General features: G+C 36.2%; 24 protein-coding genes. 12 read left to right on the forward strand and 12 right to left on the reverse strand.

Going from position 1 to position 24,217, the window contains the following annotated elements:
• Nucleotides 1-2: 2 nt before the first annotated feature.
• From ACQKIH_RS17790 to ACQKIH_RS17800, 3 genes are read right to left on the reverse strand one after another with little or no spacing between them, the layout of a single operon-like run.
• The gene (locus ACQKIH_RS17790; protein WP_427768086.1) at nt 3-1,715 is read right to left on the reverse strand and encodes a class I adenylate-forming enzyme family protein; all 1,713 of its coding nucleotides are present in this window, start codon (nt 1,713-1,715) and stop codon (nt 3-5) included.
• A 20-nt stretch (nt 1,716-1,735) separates the two neighbouring features.
• Entirely contained in the window at nt 1,736-3,169 is a 1,434-nt protein-coding gene (locus ACQKIH_RS17795) for a carotenoid oxygenase family protein (RefSeq protein ID WP_427768087.1), read from the reverse strand.
• The gene (locus ACQKIH_RS17800) at nt 3,166-4,152 is read right to left on the reverse strand and encodes an NAD(P)H-dependent flavin oxidoreductase (protein ID WP_427768088.1); all 987 of its coding nucleotides are present in this window, start codon (nt 4,150-4,152) and stop codon (nt 3,166-3,168) included. The genes ACQKIH_RS17795 and ACQKIH_RS17800 overlap by 4 nt, the downstream gene beginning before the upstream one ends.
• Before the next feature lie 412 nt (nt 4,153-4,564).
• Here ACQKIH_RS17800 and ACQKIH_RS17805 point away from each other — a divergent pair, with 412 nt between their 5' ends.
• The 3 genes from ACQKIH_RS17805 to ACQKIH_RS17815 all read left to right on the forward strand — a co-directional run bounded on the left by ACQKIH_RS17805 (nt 4,565) and on the right by ACQKIH_RS17815 (nt 7,430).
• Nucleotides 4,565-5,905, forward strand: coding sequence for a sigma-54 interaction domain-containing protein (locus tag ACQKIH_RS17805; protein ID WP_427768089.1), 1,341 nt, complete (start codon nt 4,565-4,567; stop codon nt 5,903-5,905).
• Nucleotides 5,906-5,949: 44 nt separating this feature from the next.
• Nucleotides 5,950-6,879 (forward strand): alpha/beta hydrolase, encoded by a 930-nt coding sequence (locus ACQKIH_RS17810; protein WP_427768090.1) that lies wholly within the window; start codon nt 5,950-5,952, stop codon nt 6,877-6,879.
• 92 nt (nt 6,880-6,971) lie between these two features.
• Nucleotides 6,972-7,430: an acyl-CoA thioesterase gene (locus ACQKIH_RS17815; protein ID WP_427768091.1), complete on the forward strand. Its 459-nt coding sequence runs from the start codon at nt 6,972-6,974 to the stop codon at nt 7,428-7,430.
• Between the two features lie 61 nt (nt 7,431-7,491).
• Here the strand turns inward: ACQKIH_RS17815 and ACQKIH_RS17820 are convergent, their stop codons facing one another.
• Complete coding sequence (locus tag ACQKIH_RS17820; protein ID WP_427768092.1) at nt 7,492-8,781, reverse strand: DUF2252 domain-containing protein; 1,290 nt, start codon at nt 8,779-8,781, stop codon at nt 7,492-7,494.
• Nucleotides 8,782-9,355: 574 nt separating this feature from the next.
• Between ACQKIH_RS17820 and ACQKIH_RS17825 the strand changes: the two genes are divergently transcribed.
• Nucleotides 9,356-9,526 (forward strand): hypothetical protein, encoded by a 171-nt coding sequence (locus ACQKIH_RS17825; protein WP_160320480.1) that lies wholly within the window; start codon nt 9,356-9,358, stop codon nt 9,524-9,526.
• A gap of 66 nt (nt 9,527-9,592) precedes the next feature.
• A complete protein-coding gene (locus ACQKIH_RS17830) occupies nt 9,593-10,519 on the forward strand; it encodes an NADP-dependent oxidoreductase (protein ID WP_427768093.1) in 927 nt (308 codons plus the stop codon).
• 18 nt (nt 10,520-10,537) lie between these two features.
• Here ACQKIH_RS17830 and ACQKIH_RS17835 read toward each other — a convergent pair whose 3' ends face one another.
• Together ACQKIH_RS17835 and ACQKIH_RS17840 are read right to left on the reverse strand one after the other, a co-directional pair.
• Entirely contained in the window at nt 10,538-10,825 is a 288-nt protein-coding gene (locus ACQKIH_RS17835) for a hypothetical protein (RefSeq protein WP_057989194.1), read from the reverse strand.
• A 99-nt stretch (nt 10,826-10,924) separates the two neighbouring features.
• Nucleotides 10,925-11,812 carry an AraC family transcriptional regulator gene (locus tag ACQKIH_RS17840; RefSeq protein ID WP_057989193.1) on the reverse strand — a complete coding sequence of 296 codons (888 nt, stop codon included), beginning with the start codon at nt 11,810-11,812 and terminating at the stop codon, nt 10,925-10,927.
• Nucleotides 11,813-12,009: 197 nt separating this feature from the next.
• Between ACQKIH_RS17840 and ACQKIH_RS17845 the strand changes: the two genes are divergently transcribed.
• Nucleotides 12,010-12,693, forward strand: coding sequence for a DUF421 domain-containing protein (locus tag ACQKIH_RS17845; RefSeq protein ID WP_427768094.1), 684 nt, complete (start codon nt 12,010-12,012; stop codon nt 12,691-12,693).
• A gap of 51 nt (nt 12,694-12,744) precedes the next feature.
• On the opposite strand, the gene ACQKIH_RS17850 is transcribed toward ACQKIH_RS17845, so the two are convergent.
• Nucleotides 12,745-12,969: a hypothetical protein gene (locus ACQKIH_RS17850; protein ID WP_057989192.1), complete on the reverse strand. Its 225-nt coding sequence runs from the start codon at nt 12,967-12,969 to the stop codon at nt 12,745-12,747.
• 202 nt (nt 12,970-13,171) lie between these two features.
• Between ACQKIH_RS17850 and ACQKIH_RS17855 the strand changes: the two genes are divergently transcribed.
• The gene (locus tag ACQKIH_RS17855; RefSeq protein ID WP_057989189.1) at nt 13,172-13,438 is read left to right on the forward strand and encodes a hypothetical protein; all 267 of its coding nucleotides are present in this window, start codon (nt 13,172-13,174) and stop codon (nt 13,436-13,438) included.
• 72 nt (nt 13,439-13,510) lie between these two features.
• On the opposite strand, the gene ACQKIH_RS17860 is transcribed toward ACQKIH_RS17855, so the two are convergent.
• The 5 genes from ACQKIH_RS17860 to ACQKIH_RS17880 form a co-directional block, all read right to left on the reverse strand.
• Complete coding sequence (locus ACQKIH_RS17860; protein WP_427768095.1) at nt 13,511-13,669, reverse strand: hypothetical protein; 159 nt, start codon at nt 13,667-13,669, stop codon at nt 13,511-13,513.
• Between the two features lie 111 nt (nt 13,670-13,780).
• Entirely contained in the window at nt 13,781-14,320 is a 540-nt protein-coding gene (locus tag ACQKIH_RS17865; RefSeq protein ID WP_057989187.1) for a DUF1572 family protein, read from the reverse strand.
• Nucleotides 14,321-14,523: 203 nt separating this feature from the next.
• Nucleotides 14,524-14,946, reverse strand: a complete 423-nt coding sequence (locus ACQKIH_RS17870) for a DUF4183 domain-containing protein (protein WP_057989185.1) — start codon at nt 14,944-14,946, stop codon at nt 14,524-14,526.
• 643 nt (nt 14,947-15,589) lie between these two features.
• Complete coding sequence (locus tag ACQKIH_RS17875; RefSeq protein WP_427768096.1) at nt 15,590-15,742, reverse strand: DUF4183 domain-containing protein; 153 nt, start codon at nt 15,740-15,742, stop codon at nt 15,590-15,592.
• Nucleotides 15,743-15,876: 134 nt separating this feature from the next.
• Entirely contained in the window at nt 15,877-16,788 is a 912-nt protein-coding gene (locus ACQKIH_RS17880) for a LysR family transcriptional regulator (protein WP_057989182.1), read from the reverse strand.
• Between the two features lie 248 nt (nt 16,789-17,036).
• Between ACQKIH_RS17880 and ACQKIH_RS17885 the strand changes: the two genes are divergently transcribed.
• From ACQKIH_RS17885 to ACQKIH_RS17905, 5 genes are all read left to right on the forward strand, one after another.
• Complete coding sequence (locus ACQKIH_RS17885) at nt 17,037-18,413, forward strand: aminotransferase family protein (RefSeq protein WP_427768097.1); 1,377 nt, start codon at nt 17,037-17,039, stop codon at nt 18,411-18,413.
• A 61-nt stretch (nt 18,414-18,474) separates the two neighbouring features.
• A complete protein-coding gene (locus tag ACQKIH_RS17890; protein ID WP_427768098.1) occupies nt 18,475-19,896 on the forward strand; it encodes an NAD-dependent succinate-semialdehyde dehydrogenase in 1,422 nt (473 codons plus the stop codon).
• Nucleotides 19,897-20,221: 325 nt separating this feature from the next.
• Entirely contained in the window at nt 20,222-20,878 is a 657-nt protein-coding gene (locus tag ACQKIH_RS17895; protein WP_427768099.1) for a GNAT family N-acetyltransferase, read from the forward strand.
• Between the two features lie 398 nt (nt 20,879-21,276).
• Nucleotides 21,277-22,647 carry an APC family permease gene (locus ACQKIH_RS17900; RefSeq protein WP_427768100.1) on the forward strand — a complete coding sequence of 457 codons (1,371 nt, stop codon included), beginning with the start codon at nt 21,277-21,279 and terminating at the stop codon, nt 22,645-22,647.
• Between the two features lie 90 nt (nt 22,648-22,737).
• A complete protein-coding gene (locus tag ACQKIH_RS17905) occupies nt 22,738-23,991 on the forward strand; it encodes an ArgE/DapE family deacylase (RefSeq protein ID WP_427768101.1) in 1,254 nt (417 codons plus the stop codon).
• Nucleotides 23,992-24,217: the final 226 nt, after the last annotated feature.

Consider the following 24,217-nt stretch of genomic DNA (forward strand, 5'->3'; position numbering starts at 1 on the left):
TTTTAAGCTTTTACTTCATTTTTTACGAGTTCACTTAAATGAGCCTTCATAATTTTCCCTACTGAATTACGAGGTAGCTCCTGTATGATGACCATTTTTTCAGGTAGTTTAAAGGATGCAATATTATGATTTCGTAAATAATCATTTAATTCTTCATGTGTAATGTCTTGTTCTTTATTCGGTACAATACAGGCACATGAAATTTCTCCATGAATGCGGTCAGGGAAGGGGACTATCGCAACCTCTTCAACAGCTGGATGTGTTAATATAATATCTTCAATTTCTTGAGAAGATATTTTCATGCCAGAGCGGACGATAATATCTTTTAAACGTCCCACTACACGGTAGTAACGATCTTCGCCATTCTCCGCAATAATTTCAAATAGATCACCTGTGCTGAAATATCCTTCTTCATCAAATATTTTTGCATTTATTTCATCTGCTTTCCAATAGCCAGAAAAAACACCGGCGCCCCGAATTTTTAACTCGCCAGGTTGATTAGGCAATAAAATTTCTTCGCCTGTATCTAAATCAACAATTTTACTTTCGAATTTTTCTGCGACTTTGTTATTCCAAGTGAAACCTTTTCTACCGAATCGAGGCAAGTAAAGCGAACGCAATTTTGGGTCTGGCACATCATACAGATCACTTAAAAATGTTGCCCCTTCATTGGAACCAAAATAATTGAGTAAGTCTACGCCATGGTCATCTTTCCAACTCGTAATTAACCAAGGTGAGATAGGGGCAGAACCAGTACCAATTGCACGCAATGAACTAATATTTTTACCGCCTAAAATGGCAGGCTTTTTAATCATTGCCGTTAGTAAACTTGGCGGTACAAGCGTATAGGTGATTTTTTCAGCATCGATTTGATGAAGAAACGTTGGGAAATCAAATGGATGATGTAAAACAAGTGTCCCACCCGTTAAAATCCAAGGTACTAATACACCACCAATGCCAGCCATATTAACTAATGGGAAAGTTAATAAAATTTTATCTTCAGCACTTAATTGAGCACCATCAACGCTAGCAGAAGCGCTTATTAACCATTCATTGTGACTACGAGGTACTCCTTTTGGCTTTCCTTCTGTTCCTGAAGTCCAACAAATTGTGAAAATATCATTTGCCGATACATCGAGATTTTCTCTATATTTATTTAATTCTTCAAAAGTCATAGTAGATTTGTCGAGATTAAATGTATATACACCTTCTAAATCACTTTCATCATACGTAAAGATAGTTTGAAGTGAAGGTACGTCTTTTTGTATTTCCTTAAACATTTTTGCGTATTCACGATCATTCATTTGATCCATTGTAATGACTGCTTTTGCCTCAAGAGACTGTAACATCTGTGTACATTCGAATTCACGGAATTGAACAGGGAAGGGGCTTGAAATGGCACCCACTCTTAAAACTGCAAAATACGTAATAACTAATTCCACAATATTAGGGAGTTGGATTGCGACAATATCATCTTTTCCAATACCAGATGTTAAAAGTTGTTCAGCTACACTATTTATTTTTTCATCTAATTGTTCATAGGTGAATCTTAAATGTTCTTTATTGCATAAAGCGGTTTTATTTCCTGGGTCAACAATAGCTAATTTATTGGGTGTATTTTGGACTAAATCATTTAAATAATCGTCAATCGTTTTTACTCCCCACCAACCTATAGATGTAAAATGTTCAATCTTTTTTTTCGTTGTTAAAATCATCGCCATTACCCCTCGCTTATTTATTTTTTATCGTATAGTTTTTCTCCATGTACCCATGTTGCATGGAATCCCATTGGAATACGTTGCGGAATTTCTAAGCGTGCAATTGGTCCTAAATCAAAATTTTTGGCATCTAAAATGAGTAACTCTGATTTATCTTCATTTTGATCATAAACATACGTGATTAAGTAGCCGTCATCTTCGCTTTTTGCGTTTGGACGTGGGGCATAAGCGCCTTCCGTACCAAATCGACCTGGACCAAACTCGTATCGAATCGAATTACCTGTCCATGTATCATATTTCGCAACAGCTTCAAATTCTAATGTGCGACCATTGGAAATACAAACATTGTAAGAAAAACGGGATTTCACACCTGTATAATCTAAATTAATGACAGGGAATTCTGTATTGTTATCACATAATTCATATTCTTTTGTGGCACCCGTTTTCAGGTTGAACCGCCAACAATGCATTTGTGCATCGAGACGTAAAAAGGCTAGCATACGCTCTAATGGGCCGTCATCTTTTGATTCAGGTGGTTGTGGTTCTTTTACCCGACAGCAAACCATCACAATTTCATCGCCTTCTTCCCACGCATTTACTACATGGTAAATATAGCAAGGGGATGATTCGAACCATTTAATTTCATTTGCACCACCATAACGTGGGATAATACCGAATCGACTTGGTAACTCTCGGAAAAACTTCGATTTATAAAACCCTAATTTTGCAGCCTCAGGATCATTAAATAATGGTAAGTCCATTAAAATTGAGTAATTTGTAGTAATGGCCATATCATGAGGTAACCGTGGTCCTGGTAATTCAATCGGCACACAATGAACAAGTTCACCCGTGGCAGATGCAACCCCATACATCATATATGGATACGTATTGCCATAATCAAAAAATAGAAATTCGCCTGTTTTTTCATCGACCTTAGAGTGAGCTGAAACGTTGCCTGTCAATTTACCGCCAAAATCTTCAACACCTATTGTTTCTAAAGTAAGAGCATCGACTTTATAAGGTTGGCCAGCACGGTACCACAAACTTAGTAAATTACCATTATGGAAAACAACATCTGTATTTGAAGTGTTTTTCTCTTTTTCAAAAAATGGATTTTCTTTTTTACTTTCCATTAATCCTGTCCAAAGAGCTCGACCTTCTATTGCTTCGTGTTGGAACGATTTCGTATTCACATAACGATTGCGATAACTTACTTTTCCATCATTAAAATAAACACCGTGTAGCATACCGTCACCATCAAACCAATGATAACGTCCTTTTGGTTCATGTTTTGGATTAGGACCGTTACGGATGTATGCCCCGTAAATATCTGTTGGTACTTCACCCTCAATCACTTTCAGATTCTCAATAAACATTTCATCTTTAGCAGGTCCATAAAGGTTTTCTTCAAAATATGGATTGTAAAATTTCGTTTCTACACTGTTTGTCATAGAAGTTCCTCCTGCAATTTTTTATTGCCTATTAAAGCAACTCTTGCTTCATCATACTCAGTTTTTAATGTTTGAATTATAGTAGCCATTGGTTGGATTTCTTTAATATGACCAACACCATGACCAGCAGACCAAATATCTTTCCATGCTTTTGACGCATTAAGAGGTTGTTCAAAGTCAATTTTTTCTTTTTTCTTTAATTTACTAACTTCGTATCCAGCCTTTTCAATACTTTCGCGAATCATATTGGCAGGTACGCCGGTAAATGCATCCGTTAAAATAATGTCCTCGCTATTTGTTCGTAATAACATTTCCTTATATTCTTGGCTGGCATTGCTTTCTTCAGCAACGATAAATTTCGTGCCCATATAAGCTAAATCAGCACCTAAAGCCTCTGTTGCAAAAATACTTTGCCCAGTAGACATGCCTCCAGCTAAAACAATATATCCGTTCCAAAATTCTTGAACAGCCTCAATAAAGGCAAAATTATTCACCATCCCTGTATGTCCACCAGCACCAGAAGTCACTAAAATTAAACCATCAACTCCGGTAGCTGCAGCTTTCTTTGCAAATGGAATAGAGTTTACATCCGCAAACACTAAGCCACCGTAACTATGGACAGCTTCTATTACCCGACCTGGATTTCCTAAAGCTGTAATGACAATAGGAGGCTGATATTTTTTGACTAGCTCAAGCTCTTGGTCCATTCGATCATAAGACCGGTGCACAACGAGATTAGCTGCCCAAGGAGCGATTTTCTTTGTTGGATTGTCAGCCTTTAATTGACTAAGAGTAGTTGTCAGTTGTTTTAGCCAATCCTCTAATACTTCGATAGTTCTTGCATTTTGTAATGGAAAAGAGCCAATGATACCGTTTTCACAGCTAGCTATGACGAGTTCAGGACCTGAAACTAAAAACATTGGTGCGGCTATAACGGGTAACTCTAAGTTGTTAGTTATGGAATTTGGTAGTGTTCTTTTCATTTTATTCACCTTTCCTTTATGAAGAGTAATGTAAAGAAATAATAAGAAACATATTCGATTGAAATTATCGTTCAGTACAACTTTGCTTATTACAATTTGCACAACTTCGATTAACAGAATATTCGACTGAAGAAAGAGGTGACTTTGAACTTGCCGTATAATCAACACGTTTTGAATCCTCTTGAATAACGGTATGTTCCATTGAGGAAAGAGATAACTTTATATTTCGGGATAAATTCAACAGTGGATTCATATTTATCACCTCCATTCTTTTTGTCCTTAATTATTAATGAGCAATAAACGTGCCAAGTGAAATAGTTTATATTTACTTTAAAATTAAAGGATTTTCTATTTTGTGTGATGAATTAAGTAATCAAGTGATGAAAAGTTTCATCGTAGAAGGAGTGTTTTTGTGAATCCTATTGAAAAGATAATTGTTGAACATAGTTTTGATGGTCTTTGTTTAATTGATAAAAATGGGGATTGTCTCTATATGAATCAAAACGCTTCTAAAATTTGTAGTTTTCCAATTCACGAATTTGTTGGTGGGAATGTAAAGAATGCGTTAAAAGATGGAGAGATTAATGATTCGATCGCATTAAAAGTACTTCGTCATAAACGTCCGGTTTCAGGCGTTGTTACGATCCGTGGTGTAGATGTTTTAATTACTGGAAGTCCTGTATTTGATGCGAATAAACAGGTTGAAAAAGTTGTTTTAAATATTAGGGATATCAATGAGTTAAATAATTTAAGAATAGACCAAATCCTTTCTCTTGCTTTAAAAAACAAACCTATACATGATGATTTTTCTGTTGAAGAATTACCTGAAATTCCTGGTGTCGTTGCAAAAAGTAAAGCTTTTCGAAAGGTATTAAAAATGGTTTATCGAATTGCGAAGGTAGATTCTTCGGTTTATTTACAAGGGGAATCAGGGGTTGGGAAAGAAGTAATTGTAAATTTGTTACACAGAGAAAGCACCCGCTCTGGTAAACCTTTAATAAAAGTAAATTGCTCCGCCATACCTGCACAATTACTCGAATCCGAACTGTTTGGCTATGAGAAAGGGGCGTTTACGGGTGCGGATCAACGTGGTAAACCGGGACTTTTTGAACAAGCGAATGGAGGGATAATCTTTCTAGATGAAATTGGAGATATGCCATTAGATTTACAAGCGAAAATTTTGCGCGTTCTTCAAGAATATGAAATTATGCGAATAGGTGGACGGAAAAATATTCAATTAAATGTCCGTGTTGTTTCTGCCACAAACAAAGACTTAGAAGCATTAGTGAAGGAAGGGAAATTTAGGCTTGATTTATTTTATCGTTTAAATATTGTCCCTATTTTTATCCCTCCTTTACGCGATAGACCAGAAGATACGGCACCTCTCGCTCATTATTTTTTACAGCAAAAAAATAAAAAGTATGGGCTAAAGGTCAAATTTGCGCCTGGAAGCATTCAACTTTTCAATGAATATGATTGGCCAGGCAATGTAAGAGAAATGGAAAATATGATAGAACGTCTTGTGGTGACATCTGAAAATAATGAAATTTCATGGAGTGATTTGCCATTTATTAAACAAAGTCATTATTCACCATTACAGCAACCTTTAAAGTCCATTTTACTTGAAATCGAAAAGAAAATAATTTATCAAAAGCTTGAACTGTATAAAACGACTAGGAAAACTGCTGAAGCTTTAGGGATTAGTCAATCTGCTCTTGTGAAAAAAATGAAGCGATTCCAATTAAACGAATAGTTGGCATGAATATTGCTAGTTATGGAGAGTAGGAGGGATGTTCTATGAAAAGAGAAAATGTAAAATTTTTAAGTGAAGGGCTTCAATGCGCGGGATGGCTTTATATGCCGCAAAATGCGAGTGAGGAATGCAAAGTGCCAGCTATTGTGATGGCGCATGGTTTTAGTTTAGTGAAAGAGGCTTTTTTGGACCGGTATGCAGAAGTATTTTGTAAAGGTGGGTTTGCAGTTTTAGTTTTTGATTATCGAAATTTTGGGGAAAGCGAAAGTTACTTACCACAACATTTAGAACCGAATGAACAAATTAAAGATTATCGAAATGCCATTAGTTGGATTAGTACATTACCCGAAATAGATGTAGAAAAGATTGGGATTTGGGGGACGTCTTACAGTGGTGGTCATGTCCTGCATATTGGAGCCGTAGATAAACGTGTAAAAGCGGTAGTTGCACAAGTACCTACGATTAATGGTCGAAAAGGTGCTCAACGAAAAATGGTTTCTGAAAAGTTTAATGATTTTATGCAAAACTTAACAAATTATCGTACGGAGCGTTATGTTAACGGAGAGCGAAAGATGTATCCTGTCGTTTCTTTAAGTGGTATCGCAGCTCAGCCACATCCCGATGCATATAAATGGTTTACAGAAAAGGCTGAGAAAGTAGCTCCTACATGGAAAAATGAAATTACGTTAGAATCTATGGAGCATTATGTTGAATACAATCCAGCGGGCCTTATTGATTTTATATCGCCTACACCATTAATGATCATTGCGGCAATGGAGGATGGGATTACACCACCTGACTTAATTATTGAGTCATTTGAAGAACAAGCAAAAGAACCCAAAAAATTATTAGAACTACCAGGAGGCCATTTCGATGTGTACAATGGCCCGACGTTTGACCAGGCAAGTCAAGAATCCTTAAAGTGGTTTCAGCAGCATTTGCTTACAAAAACAACTTCAACAACCAACAAATAAGATGAGCCGTGCAGATTTGTGACAACGCAGAAATACATGGGTAATAAAAGCTCAGCGAAAAGAATTTAGCTTTACAAAAGGGAGGAAGAATGGTGGCTAGAGCTACATATATAGCACCCACTTTAAATGAGTGGCTTCAAAAGTTTAATTTTAAGATTGAAAGTAAAGTCCGCTATAGCGAAACGGATATGTCTGGTCATGTTAATAATACGAGTTACTTTGTCTATTTTGAACAGGCTCGTGTCGAATACCTAGACAGTTTACGTTTTTTTAATAGCACAGTAAATGCTGTTACCGCAGATTTAAGTTGTCATTACCATAATGAAGCCTTTTTTCCTGATACACTTCAAATTGGCGTAAGAGTTGCAAAAATTGGAAACAAATCATTTGATTTAGAATATTATATCCTTTCATCACATGACGAAAAGCTAATTGCAACAGGGCAAGGTACTTTAGTTGTAATTGACTTAGAAACGAAGCAAAGTACAACAATCCCGAAAGATATTCGTGATGCTATTATTGCTAAGGAAGGGTTAGAGTTGATTAATTAATTAGTCCGCTGTATAAATAAACACCCGAGTGAACGAAACACGATGTTCACTCGGGTTGTTTTTAGTTAAACGTGTCGTTCACCCAATCTTTAAATAGCTCAAAGTCAGAGTAGACAAGTTCTTTATAGTGCATCGCTTGTAAAGTGACGCTTTCGATAAAGTAATCTTGATGTTTGCCGATTGCGTTTAAAATTTCATCCTCACTATGGTAGGTGAACACATCAGAATAATCGATATCTGCGCGGGCATGAATTTTAGCCGCAATTCGCCCCATAATCGAAGTGGTAACATAATAATCATCTAAATCTGTATAGTTTTTCGGCTTTACTTTTTTCTTATAGGGAGAACGTTCGCGAATATAGTATTCCTGATCATCCATTGTCACATAGGCTAAATGGGGATCTTCTAAATGGTGCATAGCCTTTTGCGTCCCGACAACACGCGCTCCCTGATGCTCATAATGAGCCCAAAATGTTTTATGATACGGTAGGAAATACGCAGGAATAGCTGTACGTACCTCTTTCATCTCTAATACTAAATCCTCTATGCCACGTGCGTCAGTCTCGCCATCTACTAAAATATAATAGCGTTTCAAACCGATGGATGCCGTACCAGAGCCATATTTAATGGCGATATCTTTAATAGAATAGTCTGGTAATGCTTTAGTAATAGCTTCAAATTCTTCTATTGATACAGGTTGAACTTCCTCATTCCATAAGAAAACTCGATTGCCTTCTTCATTGATCTGCGTAATATCTTGTAAAAAATGTGAATGCTGGCGTTTCTCAAGCTTTTTCAACACTTTTTTTATTGGACCTTTTGTATTGTTTTTCATAAACGTCAATGTAAGCGGGTCATCCTGTTTACGTTGGAATCGTGATAACTGATTAATATAGCTGCGCAGGAAATACTGGATTGCCACTTCTTGATTGTCTTTATGTAAACCTTGTTCTTCGATATAGAGCGCGATACTAATACTCATACGGATGACATCGTATAAATAAGAACCGACATAGCCTTCGTCAAAATCATTGACATCATAAACAATGTCACCTTTTTCATTTTGAAATGCACCAAAGTTATCCATATGCATATCTCCCTGAATCCAAGTAGGCTTGGCATCGGCTGTATGGAAAATCGACGGCGTTTTTGTCATGTCGTAATAAAATAAATACGCACTTCCACGGAAAAAGCGGAAAGGACTGTCGAGCATTGTGCGATATTTCTCTAAACGCTGCTCCTCACTTAAAGCCATACATTGTGCATCAAATTCTTCGAAAATTGTTTTAAGCTGATCGTGTCTTAAAAACTGACGTGTGTGTTTAACCTGTTCTAATAACATGCTTCCCATTATTCAACATCCTTTCTGATATTTAATTTTCTCAATCGACATTCCCGGTGAAGAAAGTGACGACATGAGTAAATTGCACTTAATAAACGAAATTATTTCAATCCACACTCCCAATGAAGTAAGTGACAGTGAAAAAGAGCGTAAAAATACGACTTTTCACAAAAAACATTAAAATAATTCATTGGAAATTAATTTAGAACTATTTCCCGTAGTTAATCAGTGAAATAATGAGGATGATTTAGGTGCGAATCTCCCAGCAATTTCATGTGCACTTACGATTCGCACCTAGATTGAAAGTAAATGTATTAAGCTACGTAGCATCCTGTTTCAAATAAATATAAATCCGCGAAAAGAAACTTCAAGTCAGTGATTAAATATATATGGATGATACCGCATATAGTTTTACTAGTAGTAAATTCAAAAAATAGAACGAATAAACGATAATCAACTAACTAAATTGTATATTAAATCAAAATTTCTGTCAGTATTATTTTTTGAATAATCTATTAACACGGATGCTATATTCGATGATGTACTTTACTGAAATTTACTATATTAAAAGGGGGGTATTTTAATGGAGTATGAAGTAGCAGTTGCATATGGGAGTGAAGGGTTAATTACAGACAATGTAGATGGTGTGGATGAAGTTACGGTAGAGGACGGGGCCTATTTCTTTTACGATTCAGACGAGGAAATGATTTATAGCGCACCATTGGTAAGTGTAGTATACATTAAGCGAATTTAGGGGTGAAATTGGCTCTTCAAAAATAAATTACTAATGTTTATCTTCAACTAAACGAGGGGTGTATTGATGAAAATGATGAAAGCAATCGGAATTCTGCATGAAGCACAGTCGAATGACTTGACGCTTATGGACATTGCCATCCCTACTATTAATAAGAATGAAGTCCTTGTCCACATGCAAGCGATTGGTGTAGGGAGTCATAATCGGTGGTTTAGACCATCAAATGCGAAATACCCTTATCCAATTGGAATCGAAGGAGCAGGTACGATTGTCGAAATCGGAGAAAATGTAAAGAACTATATCATTGGGGATCAAGTTTTATTTATTAACAATATGCAGCCAAAAGGTGGAACTTGGGCAAACTTCTCTGCCATTTCTGAAGACGCGCTGATAAGCATGCCAAATGGTCTTAGTTTTATTGATGCGGCGGCGCTTCCTGTTGCAGGTAAAGCAGCATTGGAAGGGGGAAAAGCACTTGGACTTAAAACTGGAGATACAGTATTTATTGCTGGGGCTTCTGGCGCAATCGGTACATTGGCCATTCAATTAGCAGTCGCCGATGGTTACCGCGTAGCAAGTTCTGCATCTGAAAAAAATCATGCTTATATGTTGTCTCTTGGTGCTGAGAAAGTAGTCGATTATGTAGACGAAACATGGGCTGAACAGGTGCGACTTTGGATGCCGGATGGAGTTGATGCTGCACTGGCAATTCAACCGGGTACGGGCGTAACAAGTATGAAAATCGTAAAGGATGGTGGTAAAGTCATCACGATCTCAGGTGATCAATTTGAGACAGAGCGACAGATTACCGCTGAGCAAATTAAGCATCATCCAGAAATACAGAGGAAGTTAATTACATTAGCAACCGAAGTAGCTGATGGGCATATCCGCATCATCGTTGAACAGGTTTATCCATTCGAGCAAGGACTTGAAGCGCTGAAGAAAGTTGAAGCTAGGCATGCGCAGGGTAAAATTGTTTTGAAAATGGAATGAAATGAATGCACGAAAATGTTATCTTTCTTCCAATGTCAGCATCATTAATCTGTAAATAACAAATGTCCCGAGGTAAGCGCCAGTCACCAAGAAAACGGGATTTAAGAAGAGCCCGTGAATGGTAGTCATAAACACAGCATCATCAATAATGACTTGGTAAATGGACGTTGAAGCAAGACTACCAAAAATGATGATGGAAATAATCGCTACAATGTTAAAAATCGTTCTAAACGAATCGCTTTTATGTTGTAGATAAAGCATCACAACAGGCACAACGATACTTGAGATAACTAATAAGAACTTCAAAATATCACTCCCTTTTTTTAAGTTTATTATGCCCAGGATCATTTGTAGATAAACAAAAAGCCGCAGCGAAATCATACGCTGTGGCTACTGTTTTTACCTTTACTTTTTAATGACCGGAATATAAATATCACAAATTTTCCCCTCATCACCCATGCATCGGTCATCATATAGTTCAAAGTCTACACAATTTGGTGCATACTCGTAACCCGACTTCGGAAACCATTCATTGAAAATGTAGTGCCATGTGCCTTGAATATTTTGGGCAAATTCTTCAGCAGAGCAAGGCGGTGTTGAAAATACGGCATAAGTTGCGGGCGGCACTTCACAAACATGATAATCATTTGGAATTTCTGCACCGTCAATCGGCTCAACACCAATCACATACTCAAATTCGCCGGTTTCCATATCTACTTGAAAACATACCCCATACTCATCATGTTTTTTAATGAAGTTTTCGGCGTGAAGTTTATCCATCTTTCCACCACTCATATAGTCGTCCCAAAAAGCGGGGATTGCTTTTGAGTTTTCACCATCTGTTGCAGTTGTTTTGATAGCAAACCCAGCAAGTTTTATAGCTGGAAGTGTAACAAATTTCGGTTCCATAATAATTCCTCCAATCAAATATTTGCTTGTGAGGGGGAGGTTTGGTGGTAACGGTCGATTACAATGCGTATGTAAGCGATAAGTTCCCGGTGAACAGCCGAAATGACGACGAAAAGCCTTACTAAAACCTGAGTGCGTTTCGAAGCCGTATTCCAGTGAAATATCTAGAATTTTCCGACCAGAAGATAATTCATATGCGGCAAACGCCAGACGACGGTTCCTTACATAAGTCATTAAAGAATATCCAACACCCCATTGAAATACTTTGCAGAAATGCCATGTTGAATATCCGGCTCGTGCAGCTAAAATATCTGGACTAATGTCGTCTTTAATATGCTCGTCGATATAGTCCAAAATATTTTGCAAAGTTGTTAAAGCATCCATATAATTTCCCCCTGCTATACAATAAATTAAGTATAGCAAAAAATCAGAAAGATGCTGTTCCAAAATTGTTATTTTTCTGAAGATGGAAAAATGTACAGGGGAGTACAAGAAAAATTGGACCTTTAGTTAAAAATGGTTTAATCCCTCCTAAAAAGTTAATAATGACAATAGTTCTTTTTTGAAGGGGGAGTGAATGAGTGAATATCTTTTATTTAACTATGGAACTAATCGTTGCTTTTTTTCTATTATTTATCCTTATAAAAATATTAGGAAAGAAAATCATAAATCAAATAACCCCCTTTACATTCATAGCTGCGATTGTACTTGGGGAACTGCTAGGCAACGCACTTTATGATGAAAAGGCAGGATTATTCTATTTGATTTACTCTATGGTGTTATGGTCTTTACTTTTGTTAATTGCTGAGTATTTGGGGCAGAAATCACTTAAATTACGTTTGCTTTTTGAAGGTAAACCATCCGTGTTAATCCGAAATGGGATTGTAAATAGGGACCAATTAAAGAAAAATCGGATGAATATTAATCAACTCCAAAGTCTGTTGAGGCAATCAGAAACTTTTTCGATACGCGAAGTAGCTTATTGCTATTTAGAAGCGAACGGATCCATTAGTATTATGAAAAAATCACCTTACCAAAAGACGACCCAAGAAGATTTTCATAAAGCTCCAAAACAAGTGCATATCCCCGTTACATTAATTCGAGATGGGGAATTGTTAAGTGATGAATTGAGTGATCTAGGTAGGGACGAGGACTGGTTAATGATTCAACTTAAAATCCAAAACGTAACAGATGTCCGTAATGTATTTATTGCGGAGTGGTTAGAGAATGAAGGAATGTTTGTGCAAACTTTTGATGAAGTTTAATGAAGATAGCGATAATCAAAAATATCCCTCTACAATAGAGGGATACCCGCATTAATATAGTGGTCGCTGGTTCTGACAAGGTGGAAATCCATGAATATCCTGAATCATATAAAAGTCGTATTGTTTTAACGCAAATTGTGCTTGATATAAGTATTCAATAACTTGAAGTTTGCCATTAGAAGTACCGCATAAAATACCAGAAGTCCCTTGCCCGTTTGTTAACGAAATTCCAATAGGTTGCCCAGTTAAATGACGGACTTTTTGAAGCCACTGCATCGTTATCACTCCTCTAAATACATCATATTAAAGTTTTATTTAGCAAGTGCCTGTCTGCGAGTGAATGTAAGAAATAGATGTGTTAAAAAACACACAATGTTCGCGATGGGGAAAAAATCCATGTTATTCTGTTTTCCATTATAAAATGCATATGATGATAGGAAGGCTTTTTGCTTTTTATCAAAAAATGGGGGAGATGACCATGGATAACAATAAAAAAAATTGTAATCAATCAACTGAATCCCAGGAACTTTTCATTGCGCAACTTACTTATATCGGTGCAGCAATTTCTACGTTAGGGGATGGTATACAAACGATAGCTGCTGCACTTGCATTGGACGCGTTAAAAAACGAAAAAAATCAAAGTTCTGAAAGCTCGACCGATCAATCCCAAAAAACAGAAAGCATGCAAGAGCAGATTGATTATATAATTGCTGAATTAAAACAAATGAAAGAATTTTTGAAATGAGATGTTCGATAAATGGATTGAAAAAAATCAGTGTTTAGATTTGGACGAATCTAAACACTGTAGAAGGGGATATTATGATGGATTCCTTGTATTTAATCGATTGTCATGTCCAGTATGATTTCCAGATGAAGAGGGGTCATAGGCAATCAACGTCACTTCTAATTTTTCTTCGAGGGATTTTAACTCGTTAAGTTGTTCAGGCCTTAGATTGGCAATTTTGTTGTTTTCCAAATCAATCACTTCCTTATACCGTAATGAAAAATAGTATGTGGAATTATTCTGTAATTATTCTTAAGCTAAATGATGAGTTTGAAAAAATCACTAAAATCCCTGTTTACTTTATCACTCTGGCTGATGCTTTTTTAGCATCTGCTGTAAATAGGAATCTGACTGGCCTATTGGGATACTTAAGCTTTCCCAATTCTCACTTTTAATTTGTTTTCCAATGTAAACAATTTGCCCAATATGATAAGCATAATGGGCTAATTGTCTTTCAATTGCTTCGATGACCGAATGGTTTTCTCCCCGAATCAAAACAGCCTTTAATAAATCTTTTTCTTCTAAGTTATTTAATGCTTCAAAAAGAGTATTCCACCCGATTTCTGAAGTCGCTATCAATTCCGCTTTTGATGAGATGTCGTCAACAAATTCCTGTTCACGATTTCTATAGGGTTTCTCCCCATCAGAGTTTAGGAAATCTGTCCATCTTGACACCATATTCCCGCTTAAATGCGATATGATAATGGCAACACTATTCGATTCCGCATTTAATGCCCAATGAATATCTTCTTCTACAAGTTGTTCAATTGCCTTATCTCCCAGGCTTTTAACACTCTTGAACCTTTCTTTTATGACCCTCAAATATTCCTTTTCAATGCTCATTTGTATAGCCCTCCCCAATGAAGTATTAAGAATCACACTAAATAGATATGGTACTGACCCTTAATTTACCACAATTTCAACTAATATTGTGCTTTGATGATTCTGATTCATAAAAGGTTATTAAGGGTCATATGAATGGGGGAGTTGCCGTAGTAAATAGGCTAAAAGCATCTTTCTTATAAACCTTGTGATTGGGTAGATTGTTAACCCGAAATCGTTGTAAATCCCAATGATTCGATTACGATTGGAGTTCTAGCAAAAATCGTTCCTATAGTTGGGAAAAATGTTAAAGAATTTGGAGAAACGGCATAAATACCGCCTTCTTGCATTAGCGCATTAATGTAAAGATTAACATATCCGTTAGGGTTGAAAATTTTGAACTCTGTTACTGGATTGCCTTGGTCATCAGTAAATAAACTCGCAGGTATAGTTGCCCCATTTACAAGGTTTATATTTGCTGTAGCAATATAAAAATATCTATTTATCGTTGGAATAATTACATTCGGGACAACGACTTCGGGAGAGGAAATAAGGAAATTATCAATGGCTTTAATTGTGGGCAAATAATATTTATTCTTGTCAAAACAATCGTCATAGTTAAATTTGGGGGAATTTACTTCACTCATTTTTTTGTCACCTCACATTTATAATAAATTTTAAGCTCATACATAAACAATACGGGTGTCTTTTAAATTGTCTAATATAGTATCAAAATATAGTACTACACATATATTTATGATTGGAATTTGGAAGTTTCTTGGTATTCGACTACTTCCTAAAAAAATAGATATTATAGAAAATATTCAATGAAATAAATGCAATAAAGGTAGAGTTTTGACCAAGTGCGCGGAATTAGACCTTGAACTTCTTACTGAACAAACTGTCACACTAAATGAGCTATTAGGAAGACCACGTTTGTACCTCAACCCCAACAGCAGCTTAGCGAAACAAGTAATTTCATTTTTTTATATTTAAAATGTTGCACATAACATATTTAAAACCTCACAAAATAAAGAAAAAGGGGAGGTTAAATTTTGAAGTGATGCGAAACCTAACCATAAGAAATCCAATGTCCTTTTTTATTCGCTTATGCTTGTTTGAGTGAAATAAAAAAGGGACCACTTGGGATAAAAGTGGTCCTAAGCACTAAAATAGAAGATAGACTAAAAGCTACCTTCTAGTAGAACTTGTAATTTGGTAATGTTTTTTTATATGGTATTAGCTAAAAATTATCGTTTAATAAGTTTAACGAAAAATAAAAAATTAACATTAAGTTAGTGTAACTACTTCTACCGCTTCTACTACTAATGGAGTTCCGGCTGCGAGTATACCCTCTACTTCGTTAAAAGTTAACTGTGTTGCAGAGATTATATAAGAACCGCCCTCTTGTAATACACCGTTTACCTCATGCAGCCTATTCATTTTATTTTAGTATAGAAGTTAAAAATTATAAAGCACTCTTACCTTAACTTATGTTGAAGTAAGAATGCTTATTTTGACTTATCATGCATTATCTACCGAAAATTTTAACTAGAACTCCATTACTCTATAATATATTAATCATTGGGAATGCTTGTCATTTTCTCTGCGACTTCTTCGGTAATCGCAAGAAAACGTTTGGAAATCGACGTCATGTAACGATCCCTAAGTGTAATTATATTAAGTTTTGTTTGTAACACTGGATTTGCTATTGACCTAAGTATCGGTAAATCAGGTGAATTCAGTAGCTTAAAACAGCTAGGTACAAAACAAATTCCTGCTCCTTTCATTACCATCATAAGTGTTGGTAATGTTTCAGTCCCCCGGTAAATGACATTAGGAGTAAACCCACTCTTTTGACATGCCTCGATCACATCATCAGCAACGCCTAATCCATAGGATGTTGTATTTAAAAGAAATCGTTCGTTTTTCAAGTCTGCAATCTCAATAGAATCTTTTTCACATAGATGATGGTTAGGTGGAAGGGCTAAAAGTAAAGGTTCTGTTAGGAGTGTTGAAGTATGGATGTCCTCCGCTCTCACTGAAGTTCGAACAATGCCAAGATCTATTTTATGACTTCTTAGAGCTTCTAAAATATAGGATGTATTACCTTCGCGAACATGTGTAACAATGTGAGGCGTTTCCTTTTGCATTTTTTTTAATACACTTGGCAAAATAAATAGATTTGCGGAAGTAGTACAACCCAATTTTACAGTACCTCTAATACCTTCATGAAACTCGACTAATTTCTTCTCCATATTCTCAGATAGATCAAGTAACTCTTTTCCTTGTTCATATAAAAATACGCCACTTGGTGTTAATTCAAGAGATCTACCCGAACGATTAAACAAAGTGACATTTAATTCCTGTTCAAATTTCTTAATTAAAATACTTAAGGGGGGTTGGGTCATTTGCAGTACAGTAGCAGCTTTTGTAATGCTACCTTCCTCAACTACGGTAATAAAACAATGTAAACGATGGAGGTTCATTTTGATAACTCCTTCTTTAATTAGTATTCATAAAATATATGGAAGTCATATATATATTATAATTTACATTATAAAAATGTAAAGATATACTATTCACATAACTAAGAATATTTGGAAAATTGAAGCAGATATTAATTGTAGTTTGAAGTTAATTGATACAAAAGGCAGTCATATTTTTTACAATGCAGTATCGAATAGAATAAAAACGATTTCATATTTGAATAATAATATAATTGGAGGTTTTATCAATGACAACTAAACTTAATAAACAACCAAAAACTGCAGAGTTAACTGAACTGGACAAAAAGCACTTGCTTCATCCAGCTACAAATCCGAAGGCTCTAATTGACAATGGATCGCCTATTATTTTTGCTAAAGGTAAGGGAGTTACAGTTACAAGTACGGATGATGTGGAATACATCGACGGAATGTCAATGCTTTGGAACGTCAACTTAGGACATGGGAACCAAGAACTTGCAGATGCAGGCAATAGTCAATTATCTACTCTTGCGTATGCGTCATCATTTAAAGGATTTTCAAATGAACCATCCATTCTTCTTGCTGAAAAATTAGCTGAGTTAGCACCAGGAGATTTAAATAGTGTATTCTACACTTCAGGTGGGTCAGAATCAAATGATACAGCAATTAAATTAGCTCGTTTCTACTGGGAGCTTAAAGGAAAATCAGAAAAAAGAAAGATTATTGCGCTGACGAATGCTTACCACGGTGTAACAATAGGAGCGCAAACAGCTACAGGCCTTGCAGCATACCACAAGTTCGCATCATCAAATATAGACGGAGTTGTTCGTGCAACTGCCCACCTACTAAACAGTGAGTTAGGTGATAAGAATGATCCAAACTTTGCAGATTCAATTCTTGGTACAATTGAAAGAGAAGGTGCAGATACGATTGCCGGAATTATTATTGAACCTGTACAAGGTGCGGGCGGAGTTAATATTCCACCAGAAGGTTACTTAGAAGCAGTTCGTAATATTTGTGACGAGCACAATATCCTTTTCATGGCAGACGAAGTTATTTGTGGATTCGGTCGTACGGGGAAAATGTTTGGTGTAGACAACTGGAATGTTGTGCCTGATATGATGTCAATTGCTAAAGGGATTACGAGTGGTTATTCGCAACTTGGCGGCGTCATGATGAATGATGAAATTAGAGAAACAATTGCTAACTTCGATGCTGTTATACCACATGGTTTCACATATAGTGGCCATCCGACTGCTTGTGCGATTGGTCTGAAAAACATCGAAATACTAGAGCGAGATAATATTATTGCCCACGTGAACGAAATGGAGAAAGAACTTAAAAAAGGTTTAGATTACTTAGCTGAAAAGCATAGCATTGTAACAAATTGCAGAGCAATTGGTCTATTAGCTGCATTTGAACTATATGAAGATCCAACAAGTGGGAAATTATTTGACCCAACTGTTTTCCCAGCAAATGCGATAGTTGATGCATGTTTCGAACGCCAGTTAATATTAAGATCGCTTGGAGCCAATAACCAAATTGTAGCAATTGCACCACCGCTTATTATTAACAAAGAAGAAATCGAAAAGATGATTCAAATTATAGACGATTCGATTACTGCTTTTAAAAACACAATCAACTAAACTATTCCAATAAAGTATGTAGAGTAGTGGTGGATATAATTAGATAGTAGGAGGTTTTCTAATGCTTTATATAAATGGTGAATGGCGAGATACAGGAAATAAATTAGATGTAACCAATCCTGCGACAGGAGAAATAATTGGAACTGTTGCTACAGGTGGAAAAAATGAAACCAAAGAAGCAATCGAAAGTGCGAAGAAAGCATTTGAATTGTGGGGTAAGACAACTGGAAATGAGCGTAGCAACTATTTGTCTAAAGTAGTTCAATTGATGAAAGAAAAAACAAAAGAATTAGCTGAAACAATTACGCTTGAAAATGGTAAACCTTTAGCTGATGCTACTCGTGAAGTAGCAGGTGCAATCGGGTATCTAGAATGGTATGCAGAGGAAGCAAAGAGAATTTATGGTGAAACAATTCCTCCATCCGATGCCAATAAACATTTAATGGTAATTCGCGAACCTGTTGGGGTATGTGCAGCAATTACACCATGGAACTTCCCATTATCGATGATTACAAGAAAAATCGCACCTGCACTTGCTGCAGGTTGTACGATTGTTTTAAAACCATCTGATTTAACTCCTCTTTCGGCGATAAAAGTATTCGAATGCTTCCATGAAGCGGAACTACCAGCTGGAGTTGCAAACCTGGTAATTGGCCCAGCTGAAGAAATTGGAAACGAGATGACGAGTAGCCCAGATGTTCGTAAAATCACCTTCACTGGATCGACGCGGGTGGGGAAAAAACTTATCCGTGATTCGTCTGATACCGTGAAGAAAATATCAATGGAGCTTGGTGGACATGCACCTTATATTGTGTTTGAGGATGCAGATATTGACGCCGCAGTGAATGGTATTTTAGTATCTAAGTTTATTAACGCAGGTCAAACTTGCATCAGTACAAACCGGATTTACGTAGCAGAAACTATAGCTGATGAATTCTCAGGAAAGTTAGCTGAAAAGGTATCTGAATTAGTTGTAGGAAATGGATTAGAAGAAGGCGTAAATGTCGGTCCATTAATTAATGAAGTAGCTCTTGAAAAAGTGAAAAGTCAAGTAGAAGACGCTGTGAAACATGATGGTAAAGTAATTGCGGGTGGTAATGTATTTACATTAAATAATGGTAGCGGTTACTTCTTTGAGCCCACAGTTATTCAATATGCAAGTGATAATATGAAGATTACGACAGAAGAAACATTTGGACCAGTTGCACCAATTTATACGTTCAAGACGGAAGAAGAAATAGTTGAAAGAGCAAACCATCCTGAATATGGTCTTGCAGCTTATTGTTATACGCAAGACATTGGTCGAGGCTTACGAATGATGCGTGCTTTACAGTTCGGAATTGTTGGTATTAATGATCCAGCTCCAATTGTTGTACAAGCTCCGTTTGGTGGCATGAAGGAAAGTGGAATGGGGAAAGAAGGCGGTTGGTACGGCCTTGAGGAGTACTTGGAGAAGAAGTTTGTATCGATCTATATTAAGTAATTAAAAATGTTACTAATCTATATGAGTTGAATAAAAGAATGCTCATATTTAAGAAAAGTGAGAGGTTAATTTCCGTTCCAGCTGTGCGCTTTCCGGGGGCGTCCGATGAGCCGCTTCACTCGCACAGCTTCCACTCCAATCAACAAGTAATCTTGAGTTCAATTTATATAGGTAACTAAATATATTGTAATAGAACTTATCTACATTCTCCAAAAAACGGACTTTCTCCCATACATAGTTTATAAAGGATGTGGATTAAGTCTACACAATTAATAAAGTAATAAACTTGAAGTTAATTTCAATAAAATAAGGGGGAGAATTTATTATGGCTCAAGTAAATTTGAAAAATAATGAACAAGAAATAGTTGTCCGCAATATTTTAAAAGAAGATCTTGCTGAAGTTGCCGCACTTTCTATGAGGTGTTTTGGCCCTGATATGGCATTAAAATATGAGCATTTTGAAAGTCAGATTGAGTTGTTTCCAGAAGGTCAAATTTGTCTGGAATATGACGGTAAAATTGTAGGAACCGCTTTAAGTCTAATTGTAAATTTTGAAGATTATGGAGATAGTCACTCGTACTTTGAAATCTGTGATTTAGGATTTATTCGAAATCATAACCCTAATGGTAGACATCTATATGGTATTGAAGTTGGGGTACACGAAGATTTTAGAGGGTTACAATTGGGACGTCATCTGTATGATGGTCGAAAAAAGGTATGTGAAAAACTTAACTTAGAAAGTATCTTAGTTGGTGGTCGTATACCTAATTACTATAAATATGCTGAGCTGATGAGTGCAGATGAGTATGCACTAGAGGTCATGACAGGAAAAATATATGATCCTGTACTAACATTCCAAATGAAAAATGAATATGTATTAAATAAAGTAATGCCAGGTTATTTACCTGGGGATGTGGAGTCACTAGAAAATGCAACACTTTTGGAATGGAAAAATCCAAATTACAAGCTAACACTAGTATAAGTTTTATGGCAATGCTGTTCGCCTATTTTAATAGGCGAACAACGGATGCCCGTTGTTTATTGAGATATTCGACCTCTTCATCAATGTAAGCGCTTTCTTTTTGTGAAGCAAAGCCAGCTGTTCTTACAATTAAAGACAACAAAAGCCTTTGTAGGTCAAGGTACGTAGAAATTACAGTATGAAAACCAACTCATTATACTAGGAATTCCATGATGCGTGGCCTTTATAGCTTTAAATCCAGTGTTTAGTATAGATCACCAGTGCTCAATAAAGATCAGATTGATTAGTAGTCGTATTTGGAAAACTTTACTTAGCTCTTCTAATTGAATGGAAATAATTCACTTGGAATTTGCTCATTGTAAGTTAGCTTGATAAAAATATGATAGGGGGATCGATAAATGACAGAGAAAACTACACTCAAAAGGTCATTAGGTGTTTGGGCAATTGTTGCACTGGGATTAGGATATATGACGCCTACTGTGGTCTTTGACACGTTTGGAATTGTATCAAAATTAACAAATGGTGTAGTACCAATGGCGTATCTTGTCGCCTTGTTCGTAATGGTATTGACGGCGATTAGTTATGGAAAGATGGTACAGGTATTTCCAGTTGCCGGTTCAGCATATACGTATACCCGGGAAACAATGGGGTCTCATCTAGGATTCCTTGTAGGATGGACATCATTATTAGATTATTTATTATTGCCTTTAGTGAATGCGTTAATTATTAGGATATATATGGAATCTCTATTTCCGACTGTACCTGTGTGGATTTGGGTTTTGACTTATGTCATTGTAGTTACTGCAATAAATGCTTATAGTATGGAATCAACATCCAAACTAAACTTTATACTCGTTGTGTTCGCGATTTGTTTAATAGTTATTTTCATAATACTTGCTTCTATACAGCTTTATAACGGTATGGGGGCTGGTACGTTGCTCACGATTAATCCACTAACGCATGAAAATGTGAAGTTAATAACCATCTTAACCGGGGCAACGGTAGTAGCGTTCTCGTTTATCGGTTTTGATGCAATAACAATGTACACGGAAGAGGCAAAGGATACATCAACAGTTCCTAGAGCAATTCTTCTAACAGTTTTAATCGGTGGAGCTATTTTCTTTATTGCTTCTTATTTTACACAAGCTTTATTCCCGGATGTTTCTGTTTTTACAAATGCAGATGATACATTGCCAGAAATCGGTTTATATGTGGGAGGGAAGTTCTTCCAACTGCTGTTCCTTGCAGGGGCTTTCGCTGCTACTGTAGCTTCAGGACTCGCATCTCATGCAAGTGCATCTCGTTTACTGTTTGTTATGGGAAGAAATGGTGTACTTCCTAAAAAAACTTTCGGATACTTACACCCTAAACGTAGAACGCCTGTTTTTACGGTTGTTTTGACGGGCATCGTATCATTATTTGCAATAGGACCAAATTTAGAATTAATTGCTTCAGTCATTAATTTTGGGGCATTAATTGCATTCACTTTCGTTAACCTAGCTGTTGTTGTTCATTTCTATATTCGTCAGAAAAGAAGATCCGGCAGCGAAACGTTTAAATACTTAATTATGCCTTCTTTAGGCGCATTAGCTACCGGAGTTCTTTGGTATCATCTGCACGTTGATGCATTTATAGGCGGAATCGTTTGGCTGATAGTCGGAATTATTTACATGCTATTTATAACAAGATTCTTTAAAAAAGAACTTGGAAGCATGGACGCTATTGATGATTTGGAATCATTAGATAAAGAGATTTTTAAAGCAAGTTAAGGTTTTGGAATAACTATTTAGAGGATGAGAATCTATTAGATAATCTTCCTCTTTTTAGTGACACACGAATTAAATAAAGGAGTGAATGCTTTGAAAGAAAAAATCCGACTGTATATAGAAGAAAATAAAGAAGAATTATTTAAAATAATTCAAGATGTCGTACGTATAAAAAGCGTGGTTGGCAATGAACAAGAGATGCAAGTATACATGAAGAAAAAATATGAAGAACTTAACTTGACTATACATGAGATTGAACCAAAATATGAGAAAGTTTCAGCTCATGAAGCGTTTATTGATTCAGGTATTCCATTTGAAGACCGAAAAAATATTATTGGAATATATAAAGGTGTCTCAAATGGTAAGTCTTTAACTATTCATGGGCATGTGGATGTTGTTTCTCCAGAACCAAATTCAAACTGGACGATGGAACCATGGAGTGGAGATATTATTGGAAATAAGTTATACGGTCGAGGTTCTGCGGATATGAAAGCAGGACTTATTTCAAATTGGTTCGCATTGAAAACATTAATTGATTTAGGTTATCCAATTGCTGGAGATGTTCAACTACATTCAGTAATAGAAGAAGAAGCTGGTGGTGGAGGTGGGGCTCTAGCATGTTTGGAGGAAGGCTTCGTAACGGATGGGTACATTTCTACAGAACCACATAATTTGAATATGACAATAAGTCATGGGGGTATTATGTATTTCCGAGTGTACGTAAAGGGAAGAACAGCACATGCTGGTTTAGCACATGAAGGCATAAATGCTATTTCAAAAATGATGAAAATCCTTAGTGCGCTAGAGGAATTAAGTGAATGGCGTGCTAAAAATGTTAAATTTGATTTATTTGAAAAGGGATCTGGACAGTCCGTTCATTTAAACTTAGGTGTACTAAAAGCTGGGGATTGGGTATCGACAGTTCCGGGGGAAGCGATTCTTGAAGGAAGAATTGGTTTTATTCCAGGGGAAACGCGCGAAAAAATTAAGCAACTTGTACAAGACACGATTATGAAATCGGTCTTAGGTGATAAGTGGATGGCTAAAAATCCACCTGTACTAGAGTGGTTTGGATGGTCAACGGAACCATGGTACCAAGATCCTGAGCACCCTTTTGTAAAATTATTCATCGAAAATGCAGAAGATGTTATGGGACATAAAGTAAATGCGGTTGGAAGAGCTTCAGGAAATGATGCACGATTTACACAGTATTACGGAAAACAAGGACTGTGCTTTGGGCCAATTGGAGAAAATATGCATGGACCAGATGAATGTGTTCAATTAGATAGTGTAGTAGAAGTAACGAATGTTTTGGCAAATTATATTATTAAGTGGAGCGAGAGTTAATCATCGTTAAATTTTGAAAATCTCCATTTTAAACTAATATAGTGTCTCTCATAATGCTTCCTTGGGTAGCTGATAAAAAGAACTAACTCAAGTTTAATGAATACCCGAAAAGAATTATCCAGTGCGTCTATTGAGGTAGTAGATGCACTGAATTTAATATGAAAATTTTGTTTTATTAACCAATATTGCTCTTAATTTTATTAAGTCTCCATTATTAGGAGGTGTT

It is taken from the genome of Solibacillus cecembensis (assembly GCF_050272495.1).
GTDB classification, from domain to species: Bacteria; Bacillota; Bacilli; order Bacillales_A; family Planococcaceae; genus Solibacillus; species Solibacillus cecembensis.